Origin of the sequence: Acetobacter sp. AC2005, assembly GCF_037901235.1 — a bacterium.
Taxonomy (GTDB): Bacteria; Pseudomonadota; Alphaproteobacteria; order Acetobacterales; family Acetobacteraceae; genus Acetobacter; species Acetobacter oryzoeni.
The window spans coordinates 231,185-248,469 of record NZ_CP149625.1 but is presented as its reverse complement, the minus strand read 5'-3'; the positions used below and the strand labels follow the sequence as shown (position 1 = coordinate 248,469).

The following is a 17,285-nucleotide window of genomic DNA, read 5'->3' as shown; positions in this document are numbered from 1 at the left end:
CGCGTATGCTGCAATCAATTTTCTGAAGGAGACGCGGCATGAAGCAAGTTCTTGATCGCATTCTGCAACACTTTATCGCAGATGGTCAGTTGCAGGTGCGCTGGCCGGATGGCACCACAAGCCTTTATAAAGGGCGTAATTCCGGCCCTTCAGCCGGTGTGGTTCTGCATAATCAGGCGGCCGTGCGGGCAATGGTGATCAATCCGGGGCTGGGTTTTGGTGAAGCCTATATGGACTCTCACCTCGATCCGCTGGATTGCACACTCTACAATCTGCTGGATGTGCTGATGTTGAACGCCATGCGCCCCGGTGGCCATGTGGCAGAACGTCTGGCATCGGCTCTGCGGTATGTGCGCCGTGGGTGGATTCAGTTTAACCCAATCAAGCGTGCGCAGCAGAATGTGGCGCATCATTATGATTTGGATAATCGCCTGTATTCTTTGTTTTTGGATAAAGACTGGCAATACTCCTGCGCTTATTTCCGCCATGGCACAGAAACGCTGGATGAGGCGCAAGAGGCCAAAAAGCACCATATTGCGGCCAAGCTGCTGCTAGATCGGCCGGGTTTGGAGGTGCTGGATATTGGGTGTGGTTGGGGCGGTATGGCCCTTACGCTGGCCAAGGATTACGGTGCGATTGTTACCGGTATTACCCTTTCCCAAGAACAGTTGGCTTTTGCCCGCCAACGCGCCAAGGATGAAGGGCTGGAAGGGCGCGTGCGGTTTGAACTGCTGGATTACCGCAACCTGCACCGGCGGTTTGATCGCATTGTCTCGGTAGGTATGTTCGAGCATGTGGGCGTTGGGCATTACCGACAGTTCTTTGATGTTATCAAAAACGCACTTGTGGAAGATGGCGTGGCCCTTGTGCATTCCATTGGCCGCAGTGATGGACCAGGCACAACAAACCCGTGGGTGAACAAATATATCTTCCCCGGTGGGTATTCTCCAGCACTGAGCGAGGTTTTTGCCGCAGTTGAGCCTACTGGCCTGTGGGTAACGGATTGTGAGATCCTACGCCTGCATTACGCAAAAACCATTGCCGTCTGGCGTGAGCGGTTTGAGGCCAAGCGTGCAGAAGCTGTTGCGCTGTATGATGAACGCTTTGCGCGGATGTTTGAATTTTACCTTAATGCCGCTGAACTGGCTTTTCGTGTGCAGGGGCACATGAACTTCCAGCTCCAGCTTTCACGTTCTATTTCTGCCGTGCCGTTTACGCGGGATTACATTGCCGCAGCCGAAAAAGAATAAGGCGCTTTATTGAGCTGATAGGGCAAAATGCGCGCGCGCCAAGCGGTCAAACTCTGCAACATCCAGAGTTTCCGCGCGGCGCGTACCATCTATTTCTGCGGCTGCCAAAAGCTTATCACCGTTCAGGCCTTTTAAGGCCCCGCGCAGCATTTTGCGCCGCTGTCCAAAGGCTGCTGCCGTTACCCGTTCCATCGCTTTAAAAAGAGCAAGCTCAGGTTGCTGGGCATGAGGTGTAATGCTGGCAACGGCAGACCATACAGCTGGAGGGGGTGAAAACGCACCCGGCGGCAGCTTCATAACAATCGCACAATCTGCACACCATTGGGCCAGTACCGCAAGGCGCCCGTAATGTTGGCTGTTGGGGGCGGCGCAAATGCGCTCTGCCACTTCCAACTGGAACATCAGTGTCAGCCGTTCCCATGCATTACCTTGGCGCAGCCAGCCAATAAGCAATGGTGTGGCCACATTGTAAGGCAGGTTGGCAATAATCTGCCGTGGTGCGGGGCATAGCTCTGTAAGGTCGCACTTTAGGGCATCGGCTTCTACCACCTTGAGGCGGTTAGGGTAAAAGCCTGCCAGTTCCTGAATAACCAGCACTGCGCGGCTATCAAGCTCCACCGCCGTTACGGATTCCGCTGGGCCGTTCAGCAGGGCACGCGTCAGCCCGCCGGGGCCGGGGCCAACTTCTACAACGTGGCGGCCCTTCAGGTTGCCTGCCAGTGTTGCAATGCGTTCTGTTACACCCGGATCAAGCAGAAAGTGCTGGCCAAGGGCTTTGCGTGCATCCAGCCCGTGCCGATGGATAACATCGCGCAGGCTTTCCAGAGGGGCAGACAGGGCCTTATACCCCCTTCAGCTTGATGTGCTTGTCAATAATGGCGCGGCGGTGCAGGTCACTATCCAACTGGCGGGCGGCCTGTTCCACACGTTCATTCATCAACTGGTCAGCAATTTCGCTGGGTGAGCGGTTGGAAAAGTTCTTTTCCTTTTTGGTGCAGACCATCAACAGATCGATCCCATCGCGCGAGACCAGAGGGCGCGATACCTTGCCTTCGGGCAGATCAGCCAGCAGAGACTGCATTTGTGGGTTCAGGCGTTCCAGCGGCATTTCACCCGGGTCTGTGGGGCGCTTTTCGCCTTCGGCCTTGTTAAGGGCCTCCATTTCCGTGCAGCTATGGGTGTTCTGGATAACCTGCATGGCCTTTTGCAGCGTAGATTCCTGCTGCGGCGTAATGTGCTGCGGGTCTAGCGGGGTATCAAAGGAAAGGAACACCTGCCGAATGGTGATCAGGTGGCCCATTTCGTGCCCGATAACACGCTTGCCATTCAGGGTGATGATAACATACCCGCCCGGCACCTTGATGGGGTTGGAAATAGCCCCAACGCCCACGGGCATCTGCCGCACCACCTGAACCACTGCAGGGTCAAGCTCATCTTCCTGCACCCAGCCCATGGCCCCACCATCCAGCGCTGTCTGACTTTGAGAAAACTGAGCCGCCACAATGGGGAAGGGCGCACCCTTACGCAGTTCCTGAATAACGGTGTTGGTGAAATCCAGCTCTTCCTGATCGTGCCGGGGATCTTCCACTTTTACAAAAATTTCGGCCAGCTCGTATTCCGTACGACCTTCCTCACGCTTGAGCGCGGCCTGACGCTGAGCAATATCCTGCGCAGATACGCGTGAGCGCGCGCCCAGCTCCTGCCGGAGCACCTGAATCCAGCCAATCTGCACCCGGATCTGGTCGATCAACGTGGTGAGGGATACGCCATCTTGCGCCAGATGCTCACGCAATGTGCCTTCGGGCATGCCGTTGCGCCGCTCAATATTGGTAATGGCGCCCGCAATCTGTTCGGGCGGCACGTTGATATGGCGGCTGAGAATTTCCTGCGTGCGCAGGCGTTCATCAATAAGCTGGCGGATAATCTGGGGCCGCAGCCGTGCCATCAGATCAGGCGTAAGGGGCAGGCCGGTAGAAAGGGCAAACAGCTTGCCGCGGTTATCAACATCGCGCTTGGTCAGCGGAATACTGTTGATAACCGCCAGAATCATATCATCTGGTTCTGGCTGGGCCGGTGTTGCTGTTTGCTGCGTTGCCGCGCTGGAGGTGTGCCGTGTTGCTGCCTGCGCATACGGTGCGCCAGCAATGGCGGGAACAGTAAGCGCGGCAAGGGAACAACAGGCCAGTGCAAGGGAACGCAGGCGCATACGGAACAGTCTTTCAGCTTTCTGCCAGATCGGGAACTCTGTTCCCTGATACCGGAGCGCGAGGCATTTTTGAAGCAGTTCTTACTTAAGGCCGAAAGACCCAAGCGTTTTCAGGCTAAGGGTGAACAGGAAGGTGGAGTTACGCTGCTGCCCACCAATGGTGGTGTACTGCTTGAGATACATGAAATCGAGCCCGAAGCAGTCATTCGTATATCCGATATCTCCACCCAGAGAGACAAATTCACGACGGGAGAGGCTACGGCGCGCAAAGCCGGAAAGATGCCAGTTATCCCAGTCGGAAGAGAAGCCACCACTGATTTCGTTTGTGCGTACAGTGTACAGCTGGTTCGGGTTGTAGGAGCGATAGTTGGTGGCGAAATAGTAATAGGGTGTTACCGGCTCATACACATACCCGCCACGGATACGGAAATGCGGCACCCCGGCGCTGAACAGAGCATCACCAAAGTTGAATTTGCCGGTGTAGGGGTCAAGCCGCATACGGGCGTTGAAGTCAAAATATTCGTTGGGTGAAACGCGGGCGCGCGCCACAATATCCGAAATATGATGGTCTAGGCCAGAATAGGGCAGGCGATCATGTTCGATATGTTCCTGAAAGCTTTCACCGGCCAGAAGGTCCACTTCATGGCCATCCCATGTCCAGTTGGCATGTACCCCAATGTTACCGCGCAGGCCGCCATCCAGCCTGTCTGTGCCCTGATAGCGGTTGAGCGAGAACAGCGTTGAATCCGTAAATTCATAGGACATACTGTCTTCGTTCGGAATCATGTCCGTTGCGCCCATGCCGGTATTGGGAGCGTAAATGGCCTGCACAATAGGTTCGATCAACTGCGTGCCACGGCCATGTTCAAAGCTGCGTACAAACGGCCAGTTTGTTTTCAATGCAATGGTTGGCAGTACCTGTCCGCTTACAATCGTGCGTGCAGTTTTATAGTAGTTGGGCTGCTGGTACAGCTTGCGGGCGCGGTAGACCATGGAATCAAGCCGCAATGTCAGCAGGAATTGCTGCCCTTGGCGGGAGCGCCACAGCCTATCCCAATTCAGCTGCAATTCACCGCGCTGATCGGCAGTCCCGTTTTCACGATACACGTAAAAATCGGTGGTGTTTACACTGGTGCGGCCACCCAATGCATCGGGCTGACCAACAAAGCTATAGGTATAACGTGGGAGTGCCCATGGCAGATCGGTGTTGTGAATGACACCTTTGTTCAGGCCCTGATAGTACTGCCCATCAATACGAGAGTAAGAACCCGTGCCAAAGCCTTCAATATAGGCATTGGAGTTCAGGGTATCAGACCCGTAGCCCTGCACACGGTAATCGCGCATATAGTCAGCAGAGGTGGCCAGATTGATGTTGGCGCCAGCACGCCAGTGCTTGTCTATAGAGAACTGGCCACGGGCAAACAGATAGCCCTGCACACCATGGTTGCCGCCACGCCCCACATCATCACCAAAGCCGTTGGTATAGCTGTTACTGCGGTGCGTATCGTAAGCCAGACCGCCCTGAATGTTGATCTTGCCGAAGTTGAAGAAGTTTCTGTACTGCGCGCTGATCTGTGGCCCTGTTTTGGTAGAGAACAGGCCCTGCACAGTCAGATCAGACTGATCATCAATCACCCAGTAATACGGGATGGTGAAATACGTGCCCAAGTAACGGTCATGCGGTGTGATGCCGGGCATGAGGAACCCGCTGTGCCGCTTGGCGGAGGGGTCTGTCATGGAGAAATAGGGCAGGTAGATAACTGGAATGCCCAGAATATCCAGATAGGCATCACGGAAGTCGATCTTCTGATGTTCCAGATCCTGCGTGGCATCATAGGCGCGGAACTGCCAGAAGGGCGCGCGGGTTTTGTCTTTTTCACAAATTTCGCAGGCCGTATAAACGGCGCGGCTCATCACGTTAATCTTGCCTGCCGTGCGCCGCAGGCCGTTGGCTGCCAGTTTGGCGTTGTCCTGCATGGTGGCATTCACGTGCATCATGATGCCATCCTTCATGCCGCCCGAAAGTTCGGCATAATGGGTGTACAGCACGGAACCATCTGGTTGGATGGTGGCCACATTGCCGCGTGCAGCTATAACGCCGGTATCGCGGTCATACACAATGCGGTCTGCTCGCAGCACATGGTCGCCCTGCCAGACCTGGACGTTGCCAGTCCAGGTAACGGTGTGCTCAACATCGTTGTAGTCAACCTTGTCGGCCTGAAAGGTTGCCGGTTCATCGGGAGATGTCGGGCGGCCGGTATTCAGGTGCATCACCTGCGGGCGGAACTGCGCATGCGCATGTTTGGGCGGGCTGAAAAAAAGGCACGCGGCCATGCTCCCCAATGCGGTGGCCGCACTGAGGGTGGAACGACGGCGCAGCAAAGGGCTGCGGAAAGGCCGGCGGGCCACGGTCAATCAGCCATCCTCCAAATGAAGCAGCAACGAAACAGCCAGACACAACCCAGCCAGCGTAGGGGCCCATGCAGCCAGCATTGGAGGAAGTGCCCCCGAATTACCGAACTGCTCTGCAACCTTGGATACGGTGAAAAGCAGAAAACCAGCCGCAACGCCAGACCCGATCATGCGGGCAACGCCTCCGCGCCGTGATGGACGCATGGAAAAACCCGCCGCAACCAGTGCCATTGTGCCCGCCAGCATAGGCAATGCCAGCAGTGATTGAAAATGAATACGATGCCGAATAGATGAAAAACCAGAGCGATCAAGCAGGGAAATAAAGCCCGGCAGCGCCCAGACGGAAAGCGTTTCGGGGGAAGAAAAACTTTCCTGCACACGGTTGACCGTTAAATCTGTGGGCAAATCAATCTGGCCAACGGGGTGCAGCAAATCATTCGGCCGCACGACCGAGGCATCACTTAAAATCCATTTCAATGTTCCCAGATAGCCTTCAGGGGCTTCGATTCGCATCATCAGCTTGTCCTGATGATCAAGACGGAACACGCTCACATTACGGATACGGAGCAAACCATCCTTAAGCTGCACGCCACGCGCATGCAGCATGGCAACGCCGTGTGGATCATACTGGCTATCTGATTGCCGCAGCCATAAGGAGCCGCTGGAGAGGCTAAGTGGCCCACCGCCGGTGCGCAGATATTGCTGATCCAGCTCTTCTGCCCGGCGGTACATGGATGAAGAGACCGGAGAAACCAGAGTGGTGAAAACAGCGCCAATCAGCATGGCGCAGGCAACCGGGGCGGTCAAAAACTGCCATGCAGAAATACCAGCCGCCCGTGCCACAATCAGTTCGGAAGAACGGGTTAGCCGCCAGAAGCACACAATCCCGCCCAGCAGCATGCCAAAAGGCAGAATTTCCGTGGCAAAATAGGGAACATGAAGCGCTGCAATTTCTGTTACCACGTTGGTGGAAACATCGGGCTTGGTGGCCACGCGGCGCAACAGGTCAATAAAGTCAAACAGGCAGACAATGCCGGTAAGGGAGGCAATCATTGCCACAACAGAAAACACAAACTGCCGCGCGATATAGCGGGAGAGGGTAACGGCAACAATCATCAGGCCGGAAGCCCCTTCAGTTTTGTGTCAGACGGGCAGAGGCGCGGTCTGCCAGCATTTCCGGAATGAACAGTATGCCTGCGCATATCAGCCCCGGCAGTAATGCCACAAGCGGAATAAGCGGGATAAGGGCCATGTTTCGGCTGGCCAGATTTTGCAGCAACAGGTTGATAGCCAATAGCCCCACAACTGTCAGCACCGCAGCAAGGGGCCGCTTGATATTGCCGTAGCGGGAAAAAGCCCCGCGCAGCACGGCAACCAGCCCCACCATGGCAAAGGAAAAACAGGTAAGGGGGGATGTCAGGCGGCGCCAGCCTTCTACCTTGAACTTGCCTGTATCGCGCTCAGAAACCTGTTGGGGGTCTGGGTGCAGCAATTCCCCCAAAGACATTTCAGCAGCATCCCTAAACCGGGCGTCTTCCTGATGTGCGGAAGACAAATCCATGGAATCCTGCTTGAAAACCAGCATGTTCAGGCGGCCTGTCTTATGGTCGATCACCTGTCTGGAGCCATCGTACAGGATCACGCGCGGGGTATCATTCACGATCATCATGGACCCATGATTGGCCAGAATTGTGGCCTGATTACCCGGTTGCCGATCATCTTCCACCATAATGCCGTGCAGCGTGCCATCGTGGCTGCGGGAGCGGATATAAACCGTCATGGCATCCGAAACCTTGGTGAACACCCCCTCTTGCAGCATGAAGGCGGCCATCTTGTTGCGGATATCAAATTCGTATTGCCGGAAGGCATGGTAGGATGTGGGTACAATCCACAGGTTGAGCAAAAAGCCCATAATGGTGGCCATAAGCGCGCAGCCAAGCCCCGCCCTTGCCAGTGCGAACTGTGAAAGCCCAGCCGCCTGCATAACCGTAAGTTCACGGTCTCCCGCCAGCCGTTGATATACAAACAGGCTCACTACAAAAGTGGTAATCGGCAGCACCACAGCCACAAAGGAGGGAATGAGCAGGCTGGTGAGTTCAATGAACACGCGCAGCGAAAGCCCTCTGTCCACGACCAGAGAGACAAAGCGCAAAGACTGCATAAGCCAGATGAGCGCGGCCAACCCCCCGGTGGTTGCCAGCAGTGCCACCATAAGCTGGTGGAACACATACCTGTCCAGCGTGAGGAAACGCGATTTCAGCCAAGACTGAAGTGAACGGACGGTCATACGTCTGTTATCTACTTCACCTGTGCGGGAGGCAACAGCCTTATCATGCATAAAGCAGGTGGAGGCATGTTGCTCTGGCGCGGTTTTTCTTAAAAACTGACAGTTTTATTGGCGCAAACTCTCAAAAATCTGCGTTTTCTTTTTTCGGTTTCCGCAGAATTTCTAGAATAGAAGAATCACACCACCAGCAGCTGTGTTGTCGCTTTCCTTGTAAGGGCCATGGGCGGCAGAAGATGTATGTGTGTATTCGCCTACCAGATTCAGCCAGTCTGTCAGCTTGTAAAAGACAGCGCCAACTTCAGACTGGTTGCGCCGCACAAGGGTGGGGCTGTTTTCGCCCGGGGCCTGATACAGATTACTCACGCCGTAACTGCCCACCAGCTTAAGCCTTTTGGTTACGTGGTAGGCGCCCTGCACGTAATACCCTTCGGATGCGCGCTTGCGGCCATTTTGCCCAACGCCATCAAAGAACAGCCCGGTCGTGCCCAGCCCGCTGCCGCGATAGTAATAGGCCACACCTTCAAGCGGCCCGTAGGTGACCTTGGTGCCGATATCGCCAGCTTCTGCCATGGCGCCCTTGCGGCTGTCCGTATTCAGCAATGTGCTTTGTAGGCCCTGCTGATGCTGGATCAGGAAGCTGGCCCAGATGCGCGTTTGCACCTCGCCCACTTTGAAATCATACGTAACCTTGCCCTGCACCATGGGGGAGGAATGATGCTCGGAAGAGGCGGACAGATTGCTCCCGGCAAAATTGAACTCATCCAGCGGCTGGAAGATACCAACGGTGCCCTGAAAGCCGTGAATTGTAGGTGAGGCATAGGAAATTTGCGGGATCCAGTCTGCATACACATAGCCTACGCCAATACGGCCCAGAGATGTGTTGCCCGGAGCAGCATTGTTGCCTGAAGCCCCCACGCTCAGCAGCGTGGCATCGTTCAGGATGGCATCGGAGCCAAACAGTGCCAGATCACGCCCGACCTTGAATGTGCCGATATTCTTGTTGCCAAACGTGACGTAAACCTGACGAAGATCGATACCAGCAGTGCCAAGACCAACGGGGCTACCGCCCGTGTTGGCATTAAAGGCCCCGTTCTTGGCGTTATCAATGCCCGGATACATGCCCAGAACGGCAGAAATATCCATGCCGCGCTGCACGGTGCTAAGCTTGAGCACAAAGCCGGCAGGCAGCAGGCCGTTACGTACGGCAGAAGAATCAAACCCGCTGGAACCGGTAGAAACACCACCAGCCACGGCTTGCCCGCCAGCGGGGCTGTTATAGGTGTAAAACCCGTTTACAAAGCCGGAAAGGTTGATGTTGATGGGGCCTGCCATAAAGGTAAGGCCTTTGCCGGGCACGTATTTTGCCACGCGCACCACATCGTTGCCTTTAAGAGATTTAGCCGCTTCTTCAGCAGAACGTGCACTGGCTTCTGCGCGTTCTGCAGCACTTTCGGCCCGCATGCCGGAATCTTCTGCGCCGGGGTCAAACTTGATGCCGGGTTCGTATTCATCACTGCCAGCACCGTGTCCGGCATGAGCCACCATGCGGTGCCGTGTGCCCGAAGCCGCTGCCGTGCGGCCAGAGCCAGAACCACCTCTGCCGCCTGAAGATGCACGCTCGGTTTGTGCTGGGGCAGAGTGGCGCACATGTTTGGCAAACAGCGTGTCGTATTCATGCTTGGTCAGGCTGCCTTTGGCGCGCAGCACGTCCAGCAGATCGCTATAATCATCAGCCAGAGCAGCTTTTGGCAGCATGGCAGGCGAACCAGCAACCGATGCGGCCATAACCGTGGCAACCAGCGCCTTTTTTCCCGATGCCATGAAACTGTGCTCCCCTAAAAACCTGCTCTCTCTTACTGTGGATCAGACTTCCTGCCGTCAATACGGCGTAAAAAGGCAGCAGATGTGTGAGCTGTGGGGGTAACGATGCAGCAAAACCGAATGCATTGGTAGAAAATTTCCGGCCGTGCGCTGCTGCGTGAGTGGCAAAATGTATTGGTTCCATAACGGAATGGAATAAATAATAATTTTTAATATCAAGGAATTATAAGTTGATTTTCTGCGTTGGAAACAGAGCGGAAAACAGTATGAATTAAAAATGACGTAAGCAGTTTTGGCTATAAAATGCTATACACACAACACAAAAAGTGAAGAAAAGTGCGCGTACAAAAGTTCCCATCATCACGGAATTTTTATTGTTATAACAATAATTTACATGCCCTTCAGGCCCTGTTTGTAAGTGGCGGCGCAAAAGGGCGCAGGAATTCTTCCGTAATTGCAGTACCTTGCAACACGGTTTGCCATTATGCCGCCGTGTTCGCGCTGCACAGCACATTTTGGTGTCCTGAATTCAAACTTGGCCGGGCGGGGCGTGTTGTTCTGCCAAATCAGTAACGAAAGCAAACACAGTGTCGGCGGAAAAAGAAAAACACAGTCAGGCTTTGGCTCAAGGCGCTCAGCAGCAGGTTGTTTCTGCTCAGCCCGTCGTAACTGTGCCGGATGAAGAATTGCCACACTATGCCGGGCGGCCTGTAGCCTTTCTGCTGCGTTACATGCGGCACCGGCCTGTGGGGCATGTGTTGGTATTTGGCTCCGTAGGGCTGGCTATTGGCTGCATTGTGCTATCATCCAACGGTATCCGCCGCTTGGTGGACCTTATGACAGGCACATCCCCCACGGGAGATGTTATGGCTGTGTGGTCTGCCGTTGGGGTGCTGATCGGCCTGATTGTGGCAGACAATATCTCCTGGCGTATTGCCGGGTGGTTTGCGGCCCGCACTTTTGTGGCGGTTACGGGGGATATCCGGCAGGATCTGTTCCGTTTTCTCACTGGCCATTCTCCCGCTTATTTTGCAGACCGCATGCCCACATCTCTTGCCGCGCGTATTGCGACTGCTGGCAATGTCAGCTTCACCATAGAAAATCTGTTGGCATGGAGCGTGTTGCCACCTAGCCTGAACGTTCTGCTTTCTGTTGCGCTGATGTTGTCTGTCAGCACCATTATGGGCAGCATAACTGTGGTTTTGGCTGTTGGCCTGTGTTTTTTGATGTTCCGTCTGGCCGTAAGGGGCCGCACACTGCACGGAGATTACGCAGCCGCAGCCGCCGGGCTGGAAGGTGAAACACTGGATGTGATGGGCAACATCGCGCTGGTGCGGGCCTTTGGCATGCGCAACCGTGAGCGCGAACGGTTTAATGCTCTGACGCAACGGGAAATGGGCGAACGCCTGAAGTCTCTGCGCTATATGGAAAAGCTGCGCATGATCCATGCGTTGTTAACGGCTGTGCTTACTACGGGTTTGCTTATCTGGGCTGTGTTGCTGTGGCAATGGCAGCAGGCCACCGTGGGGCAGGTGGTTATGATTATCACGCTGGGCTTTGCCATTCTGCATGGTACGCGAGATCTGGCTTTATCTATGGTAGAAACCATCCAGCATAATGCCCGGCTTTCAGAAGTGCTTTCCTCGCTATTGGTGCCGCATGATATGCCAGATGCCGAAAACGCCGTGCCGATGAAAGGCCCTGTGCTGGGTGATGTGCAGTTTCGGGACGTAGTGTTTGCGTATCCGGGTGGCGCTGCGGTGCTGGACCATTTTAACCTGCATATTCAGGCAGGCACCCGCGTGGGGCTGGTAGGGCGTTCTGGTTCTGGCAAAAGCACAGTGCTGGCCCTGTTGCAGCGTATGCGTTTTGTGCAGTCTGGCAGTGTGTTGATAGACGGGCAGGATATTCGTGATCTTACAGAAGATGCGCTGCGGGCCTGCCTTTCCATTGTGCCGCAGGATGTTTCTCTGCTGCATCGCTCTGTGATGGAAAACATCCGCTACGGCAGGCCTGATGCTACGGATGCAGAAGTGCGTGCTGCTGCCGCGGCTGCCGGATGTGCTGCATTTATTGAGGAACTGTCTGAAGGGTTTGATACCATTGTAGGGGACAGGGGCGTGAAGCTGTCTGGCGGGCAGCGCCAGCGTATTGCCATTGCGCGTGCCTTTTTACGCAATGCCCCTATTCTTATTTTGGATGAAGCCACCAGCGCGCTGGATACAGAAAGCGAGCAACATGTGCAGCAAGCGCTGGATAGGCTGATGGTTGGGCGCACGGTTATTGCTGTAGCGCACAGACTTTCCACCTTACAAAACTTTGACAGAATCGTTGTGATGCAGGAAGGCAGGATTATTGAGGATGGTTCTCCTGCACAGCTTGAACAGCAGGATGGCCCGTACAGGCAGTTTCTTAACAGGCAGATGACACACGCATAATGATAACGACACAAACACCACAGGCGTGGAAAAACCTGCGACCCGAAGGGCGTGGTGAAGCACGAGGTGCTCTTGCAGCCTACGCTTACCAGCAGATACGCGACAGGCTGATTTACTGTCATTATCAAGGTGGTGAGCGCCTGGTTTTACGCCCGCTTGCAGCTTCATTGGAGTTAAGCCCGACCCCGGTGCGTGAAGCATTGTTGCGCTTGGTTTCAGAGCAGGCGCTGGAACTGGATGAACGCAATACGGCCCGTGTGCCTACCACCACGCGCACTCTGTTTTTAGAAATTCATGGCGTGCGGGGTGATCTGGAAGGCCGCATAACCCGAGATCTGGCTGCGCATATTACCCCCGAACAAATTGCGGTGCTGCGTGAAAAGCATCGGGATTTTATCGTGGCCTATGAAAAAGCAGATCCACACGCCACGGCTGTGGCCAATGCGATTTTCCATAGTACTGCAGCAGGCTTTTCACGCCTGTTGTTTACGGTAGGAATTATCCGCGGGTTATGGGCACGTATGGGGCCAATTTATGCGGCAGCTAACAGCTTGCCCACACTTAGCCCGGCAGACCCTAACCACCCGCATCTGCAAATTCTGGCTGCGTTTGAAAAGCGCGATGTGGATGCTGCAACAGACGCATTGCAGCGTGACTTTCAGCAAGCCAGAGAATGGCTGGAGCCTTTGCTGCCCGAAGAACAGCCAGTAACAGTTTGAATATGAAGTAAAATATACAAGCCTGCCACACCATGAAGATGAGGCAGGCTTGTATATTTATGTGTGGGCAAACACCCCTACACGAAAGCTAGACAATCAGGCCGGTTTGGTTTTGCCGCCAGCCGAAGGTTTGCCTGATGCAGCATTTTTGGCCTTGTTGTCTGCCTTGTCAGACAGACCCGGCACTTCCACATCAATTTCCAGCATGGAGCAATGCGCACCACGGTCCAGCTTGATCTGAACCTTGTCCTGATCAACGGCAACGTGCCGCTTGATAACTTCCATGATCTCGCGGTGCAGCTGAGCCAGCAAGTCATCCTTGCCGTCACCCACACTGATGCGTTCATGCGCCAGCAAAATCTGCAACCGGTCCCGCGCAACGGGAGCGGAGGAGCGGCGCTTAAAGAGGTTGGAGAGGAAGGTCATGAGACTCTCCGTTTGAACAGCCAGTCAAACAGGCCTTTGCGTTCAGTTGGAATGGTAACTTCCACTTTTTCACCCAACAGGCGGCGCGCTGCTTCTGCATAGGCGCGGGCTGGGGCGCTTTCCGGTTCAGCAATGGTAACAGGGGCACCCACGTTGGATGCTTTCAGAACATCCGGGCTTTCTGGAATAATGCCAAGCAGTGGAATGGAAAGAATTTCAAGCACGTCATCCGTAGCCAGCATGTCACCGCGTGCGGCGCGCTGGGGGTCATAACGTGTCAGCAGCAGGTGTTTTTCAATTTTTTTGCCGCTTTTGGCTTTTTCCGTTGTGCTGTCCAGCATGCCGATCATGCGGTCACTGTCTCGCACAGAGGAAACTTCCGGGTTGGTGACAATAACAGCCATATCTGCATGGTGCATGGCCATTTGCGCGCCGCGTTCAATACCTGCGGGGCTATCACAGATCACCCAGTCAAACTTTTTGCGGAGTTCTTCAATAACCTTGGCAACGCCCTCTGTTGTCAGGGCATCTTTATCCCGCGTCTGGGAGGCCGGGAGAAGGGAGAGGGTATCAATCCGCTTATCTTTGATAAGCGCCTGTGCCAGATTGGCGTCACCCTGAATAACGTTAATCAGGTCAAACACCACGCGGCGTTCCGCCCCCATAACCAGATCAAGATTACGCAGCCCGACGTCAAAATCTACCAGCACAACTTTCTGGCCGGTTTTGGCCAGTGCGGCTCCCAAGGCTGCGGAGGTTGTAGTTTTACCCACACCACCTTTGCCTGACGTGACGACCAGAACCTTTGCCATCAGTATTCCTTTTTATATCTCTGCGGGATCATCTGGATTGAAGCCATGATGACCTTGTATGGCGATAACATGACAAGCTGCATCTAAAAAGAAAACTGCCAATGTCTATTTGGTGTTAGTTTTCTTTTTCTTTACGTTTTTTAGGGCAGCGGACGGAACAAAAGGGCTTCCCCCGAAAGTAAAACCTGTGCGGGTTTTTCTGTGCAGGCGGGGTCCATTTCCTCCGCCGTGGCATAGAATCCATCTATGGCGACAAGCTCGGCAGCCAGATTGCGGGTATAAATGCGGGCATTGCCGTGCCCGCCAATGCCTGCAATGGCCCGCCCGCGCAGGGCACCATAAACATGGATAGACCCGCCGGCAGAAACTTCCGCCCCAGAGGCCACAGCGCCCAGAATAACCACATCACCATCTGGCCAGACAATGTGCTGGCCCGAGCGCACGGGGTCTTCTATCAGCAGGGTTGTGGGTTCTGGCGGGCCTTCGGGTTCTTCTTCCGGCGCGGTAATGGGGCCGGAGGAACGGCCACCTACCGGGCTTTCTGGCCATTCCCAATCAGCTACGGCTGGCCATGAGCGATCACCGTTTTCTATGCCCAGCACGCGTATGCCGCGTTCTTTGAGCGCTGGCAGCAAAAAGGCAAGGTTGGGTGTATCGGCCTGCATCATGCTCAGATCAAGAATGACGGGCTTGCCAGCAAAAAAGCCAACAGACCGTGTGATCTGATGATCTAGCGCCACCAGCCAATCTTCCAGCGGGGCTTCTGGCGTGAGGGTGAGCGCCAGAAAAGAGCGCCCGGACATACGGATACGGGGGAGTGGGGGATGTGTGCCGGACAAGAACAGCCGCTCTCGAAATAAAGATCAGGAATAACAGATGCACAGGATAATGGCGTTACAGTGCAGTTGGGAAGTGTCTGTTACGCATTGGATGCATGAAGGCAAGGGGATGGTGGGAATTTGATGTGCTTTCATGCTGTTTTCCCTCTGGCGCTGGGGCAGGCAATGGCATAAATCATCGGGTATGCGTACCCTCTTTCATTTTCCCCTCTCTCCTGCCAGCCGTACTGTTCGGCTTGTACTGGCGGAAAAGCGCCTGCCGTTTGAGGCCATTATTGAACGGGCATGGGAACACCGGCCCGAATTTCTGGCCATGAACCCAGCAGGTGATGTGCCGGTTCTGGTGGAAGATAATGGGCTGATTGTGCCGGATTCGTATGTGATCTGCGAATATCTGGAAGAAGCATATTCCGATACGCCGCTGCTGGGGCGTACGCTGGCAGAACGTGTGGAAGTGCGCCGTGTGATGGCGTGGTTTGATACGCTGTTTGCGCGCGAAGTTTCTGGCCGGTTTATTGATGAACGGGTGATGAAGCGCCTGAGCGGCCGCGGTAACCCCGATGGCACCGCGCTGCGTGAGGCCTATGCCGCCATGCGCCCGCTGATGAAATACGTGAACGATCTGGCAGAAAACCGGAACTGGCTTGCAGGTAATTTTCTGTCTCTGGCAGATTTTACGGCCGCCGGGCATCTGTCCTGCCTGGATTTTATTGGCGATATTGACTGGAGCAAGGTGCCTGCCGTGCGCGATTGGTACGCACGCATGAAGTCTCGCCCCTGTTTCCGTCCGCTTCTGGCCGATCGGGTTTCTGGCATAACGCCACCTGAATATTACACCAACCTGGATTTCTGATCTTTTGAAACACCAAACGGCGTGGCACGCGCCAGATGTGCTGGTTATTGGCGGCGGTGCCGCAGGGCTTATGGCCGCCATAACGGCAGGCCAGCGCGGGTGCAGCGTTGTTGTGGTGGAACACGGGCCGGAGGTAGGGCGCAAAATCCTTATTTCCGGTGGTGGGCGTTGTAATTTCACCAATACGGAAATGCGGGCAGATCGGTTTTTGTCTGCCAACCGGCATTTCGTAAAATCAGCACTCAGCCGCTATAAGCCAGAAGATTTTCTGGCGCTTTTGGCCAAACATTCCATTGCATGGCACGAAAAAAAGCTGGGCCAGCTTTTTTGCGATCATTCAGCGCGGGATATTGTGTCCATGCTGCTGGCAGAATGTGCTGCAGCGGGTGTGCGTATTCTTACAGATACACGTATTCGCCATGTCAGCCGCTCTGGTGATGCTTTTCGGGTAGAGAGTTCTGCGGGTGAGTTTCAGCCAAAGGCCGTTATTTTGGCCTCGGGTGGGCTTTCCATTCCCAAATTGGGGGCCAGCAGCTTTGCGTATGATGTGGCCCGGCAATTTGATGTGCCCGTTATCAAACCAGAACCCGCGCTTGTGCCACTAGTGTTTGATCAGCCTCAGGATGGCTGGCTGAAAACACTGGCGGGTGTTTCTCTGCCCGTGCGTGTAAGCTGTGGTAAAACAGTGTTTGATGAGGCCTTGCTGTTTACGCATCGGGGGCTTTCTGGCCCAGCCTTGTTGCAGATTTCTTCCTATTGGCAGGCAGGGCAGGCCGTAAAGGTGGATATGCTGCCGGGGCAGGATTTGGCAGCATTGCTGATGGGGCTGAAAAAAGCTGGCTCCAAAGCCAAGGCTCCTGCAGCTTTGGCCCGATGGTTGCCCCAGCGTTTGGCTGCGGCCTTGGCGGCGCAAAAGGCATCTGACCGCCCTATGGCGGAATGGGCAGATAAAGATATTCAGGCCTTGGCGCAGCGGGCGCAGAACATGCAGCTTTTCCCCACAGGTACAGAAGGCTTTGCCAAAGCAGAGGTGACGCGTGGTGGGGTAGATACACGCGCGCTGTCTTCCCGCTCCATGCAGGTAGAAGCTGTGCCCGGCCTGTTTATGGTGGGTGAGGCTGTAGATGTTACGGGCTGGCTGGGTGGCTATAATTTCCACTGGGCATGGGCCAGCGGTCACGCTGCGGGGGAAGCCGCAGCGCAGTTTCGTGCCGCATAGGTT

At 54.9% G+C, this 17,285-nt stretch carries 14 protein-coding genes; 5 read left to right on the top strand and 9 right to left on the bottom strand.

The features are described from left to right. Window positions 1-38 precede the first annotated feature (38 nt). Window positions 39-1,250, top strand: a complete 1,212-nt coding sequence (locus QQM41_RS01170; protein ID WP_339077508.1) for a cyclopropane-fatty-acyl-phospholipid synthase family protein — start codon at window positions 39-41, stop codon at window positions 1,248-1,250. 6 nt (window positions 1,251-1,256) lie between these two features. On the opposite strand, the gene rsmA is transcribed toward QQM41_RS01170, so the two are convergent. The 6 genes from rsmA to QQM41_RS01140 form a co-directional block, all read right to left on the bottom strand. Continuing rightward, window positions 1,257-2,087 (bottom strand): 16S rRNA (adenine(1518)-N(6)/adenine(1519)-N(6))-dimethyltransferase RsmA, encoded by an 831-nt coding sequence (gene rsmA / locus QQM41_RS01165; RefSeq protein WP_339078134.1) that lies wholly within the window; start codon window positions 2,085-2,087, stop codon window positions 1,257-1,259. A gap of 4 nt (window positions 2,088-2,091) precedes the next feature. Beyond that, a complete protein-coding gene (locus QQM41_RS01160; RefSeq protein ID WP_339077507.1) occupies window positions 2,092-3,456 on the bottom strand; it encodes a peptidylprolyl isomerase in 1,365 nt (454 codons plus the stop codon). 81 nt (window positions 3,457-3,537) lie between these two features. Then, window positions 3,538-5,865: an LPS-assembly protein LptD gene (locus tag QQM41_RS01155; protein WP_080986858.1), complete on the bottom strand. Its 2,328-nt coding sequence runs from the start codon at window positions 5,863-5,865 to the stop codon at window positions 3,538-3,540. 6 nt (window positions 5,866-5,871) lie between these two features. Further along, window positions 5,872-6,984 carry an LPS export ABC transporter permease LptG gene (gene lptG, locus QQM41_RS01150; RefSeq protein WP_050819603.1) on the bottom strand — a complete coding sequence of 371 codons (1,113 nt, stop codon included), beginning with the start codon at window positions 6,982-6,984 and terminating at the stop codon, window positions 5,872-5,874. A 16-nt stretch (window positions 6,985-7,000) separates the two neighbouring features. Then, the gene (gene lptF, locus QQM41_RS01145; protein ID WP_080986777.1) at window positions 7,001-8,206 is read right to left on the bottom strand and encodes an LPS export ABC transporter permease LptF; all 1,206 of its coding nucleotides are present in this window, start codon (window positions 8,204-8,206) and stop codon (window positions 7,001-7,003) included. 111 nt (window positions 8,207-8,317) lie between these two features. Next, window positions 8,318-9,976 carry a porin gene (locus QQM41_RS01140; protein ID WP_339077506.1) on the bottom strand — a complete coding sequence of 553 codons (1,659 nt, stop codon included), beginning with the start codon at window positions 9,974-9,976 and terminating at the stop codon, window positions 8,318-8,320. Window positions 9,977-10,563: 587 nt separating this feature from the next. On the opposite strand from QQM41_RS01140, the gene QQM41_RS01135 reads away from it, so the two are divergent. Both QQM41_RS01135 and QQM41_RS01130 read left to right on the top strand, forming a co-directional pair. Further along, window positions 10,564-12,414, top strand: a complete 1,851-nt coding sequence (locus QQM41_RS01135) for an ABC transporter ATP-binding protein (protein WP_339077505.1) — start codon at window positions 10,564-10,566, stop codon at window positions 12,412-12,414. Next, window positions 12,414-13,133: a GntR family transcriptional regulator gene (locus tag QQM41_RS01130; RefSeq protein WP_339077504.1), complete on the top strand. Its 720-nt coding sequence runs from the start codon at window positions 12,414-12,416 to the stop codon at window positions 13,131-13,133. The genes QQM41_RS01135 and QQM41_RS01130 overlap by 1 nt, the downstream gene beginning before the upstream one ends. Window positions 13,134-13,229: 96 nt before the next feature. Here the strand turns inward: QQM41_RS01130 and minE are convergent, their stop codons facing one another. From minE to minC, 3 genes are all read right to left on the bottom strand, one after another. Next, entirely contained in the window at window positions 13,230-13,559 is a 330-nt protein-coding gene (gene minE, locus QQM41_RS01125; RefSeq protein WP_050819607.1) for a cell division topological specificity factor MinE, read from the bottom strand. Beyond that, window positions 13,556-14,371 (bottom strand): septum site-determining protein MinD, encoded by an 816-nt coding sequence (gene minD, locus QQM41_RS01120; RefSeq protein WP_003622855.1) that lies wholly within the window; start codon window positions 14,369-14,371, stop codon window positions 13,556-13,558. The genes minE and minD overlap by 4 nt, the downstream gene beginning before the upstream one ends. A 140-nt stretch (window positions 14,372-14,511) precedes the next feature. Next, window positions 14,512-15,210, bottom strand: coding sequence for a septum site-determining protein MinC (gene minC / locus QQM41_RS01115; RefSeq protein WP_012812794.1), 699 nt, complete (start codon window positions 15,208-15,210; stop codon window positions 14,512-14,514). 184 nt (window positions 15,211-15,394) lie between these two features. Between minC and QQM41_RS01110 the strand changes: the two genes are divergently transcribed. After that, window positions 15,395-16,063 (top strand): glutathione S-transferase family protein, encoded by a 669-nt coding sequence (locus tag QQM41_RS01110; protein WP_003628165.1) that lies wholly within the window; start codon window positions 15,395-15,397, stop codon window positions 16,061-16,063. 4 nt (window positions 16,064-16,067) lie between these two features. Next, window positions 16,068-17,282 (top strand): NAD(P)/FAD-dependent oxidoreductase, encoded by a 1,215-nt coding sequence (locus QQM41_RS01105; protein WP_339077503.1) that lies wholly within the window; start codon window positions 16,068-16,070, stop codon window positions 17,280-17,282. Window positions 17,283-17,285: the final 3 nt, after the last annotated feature.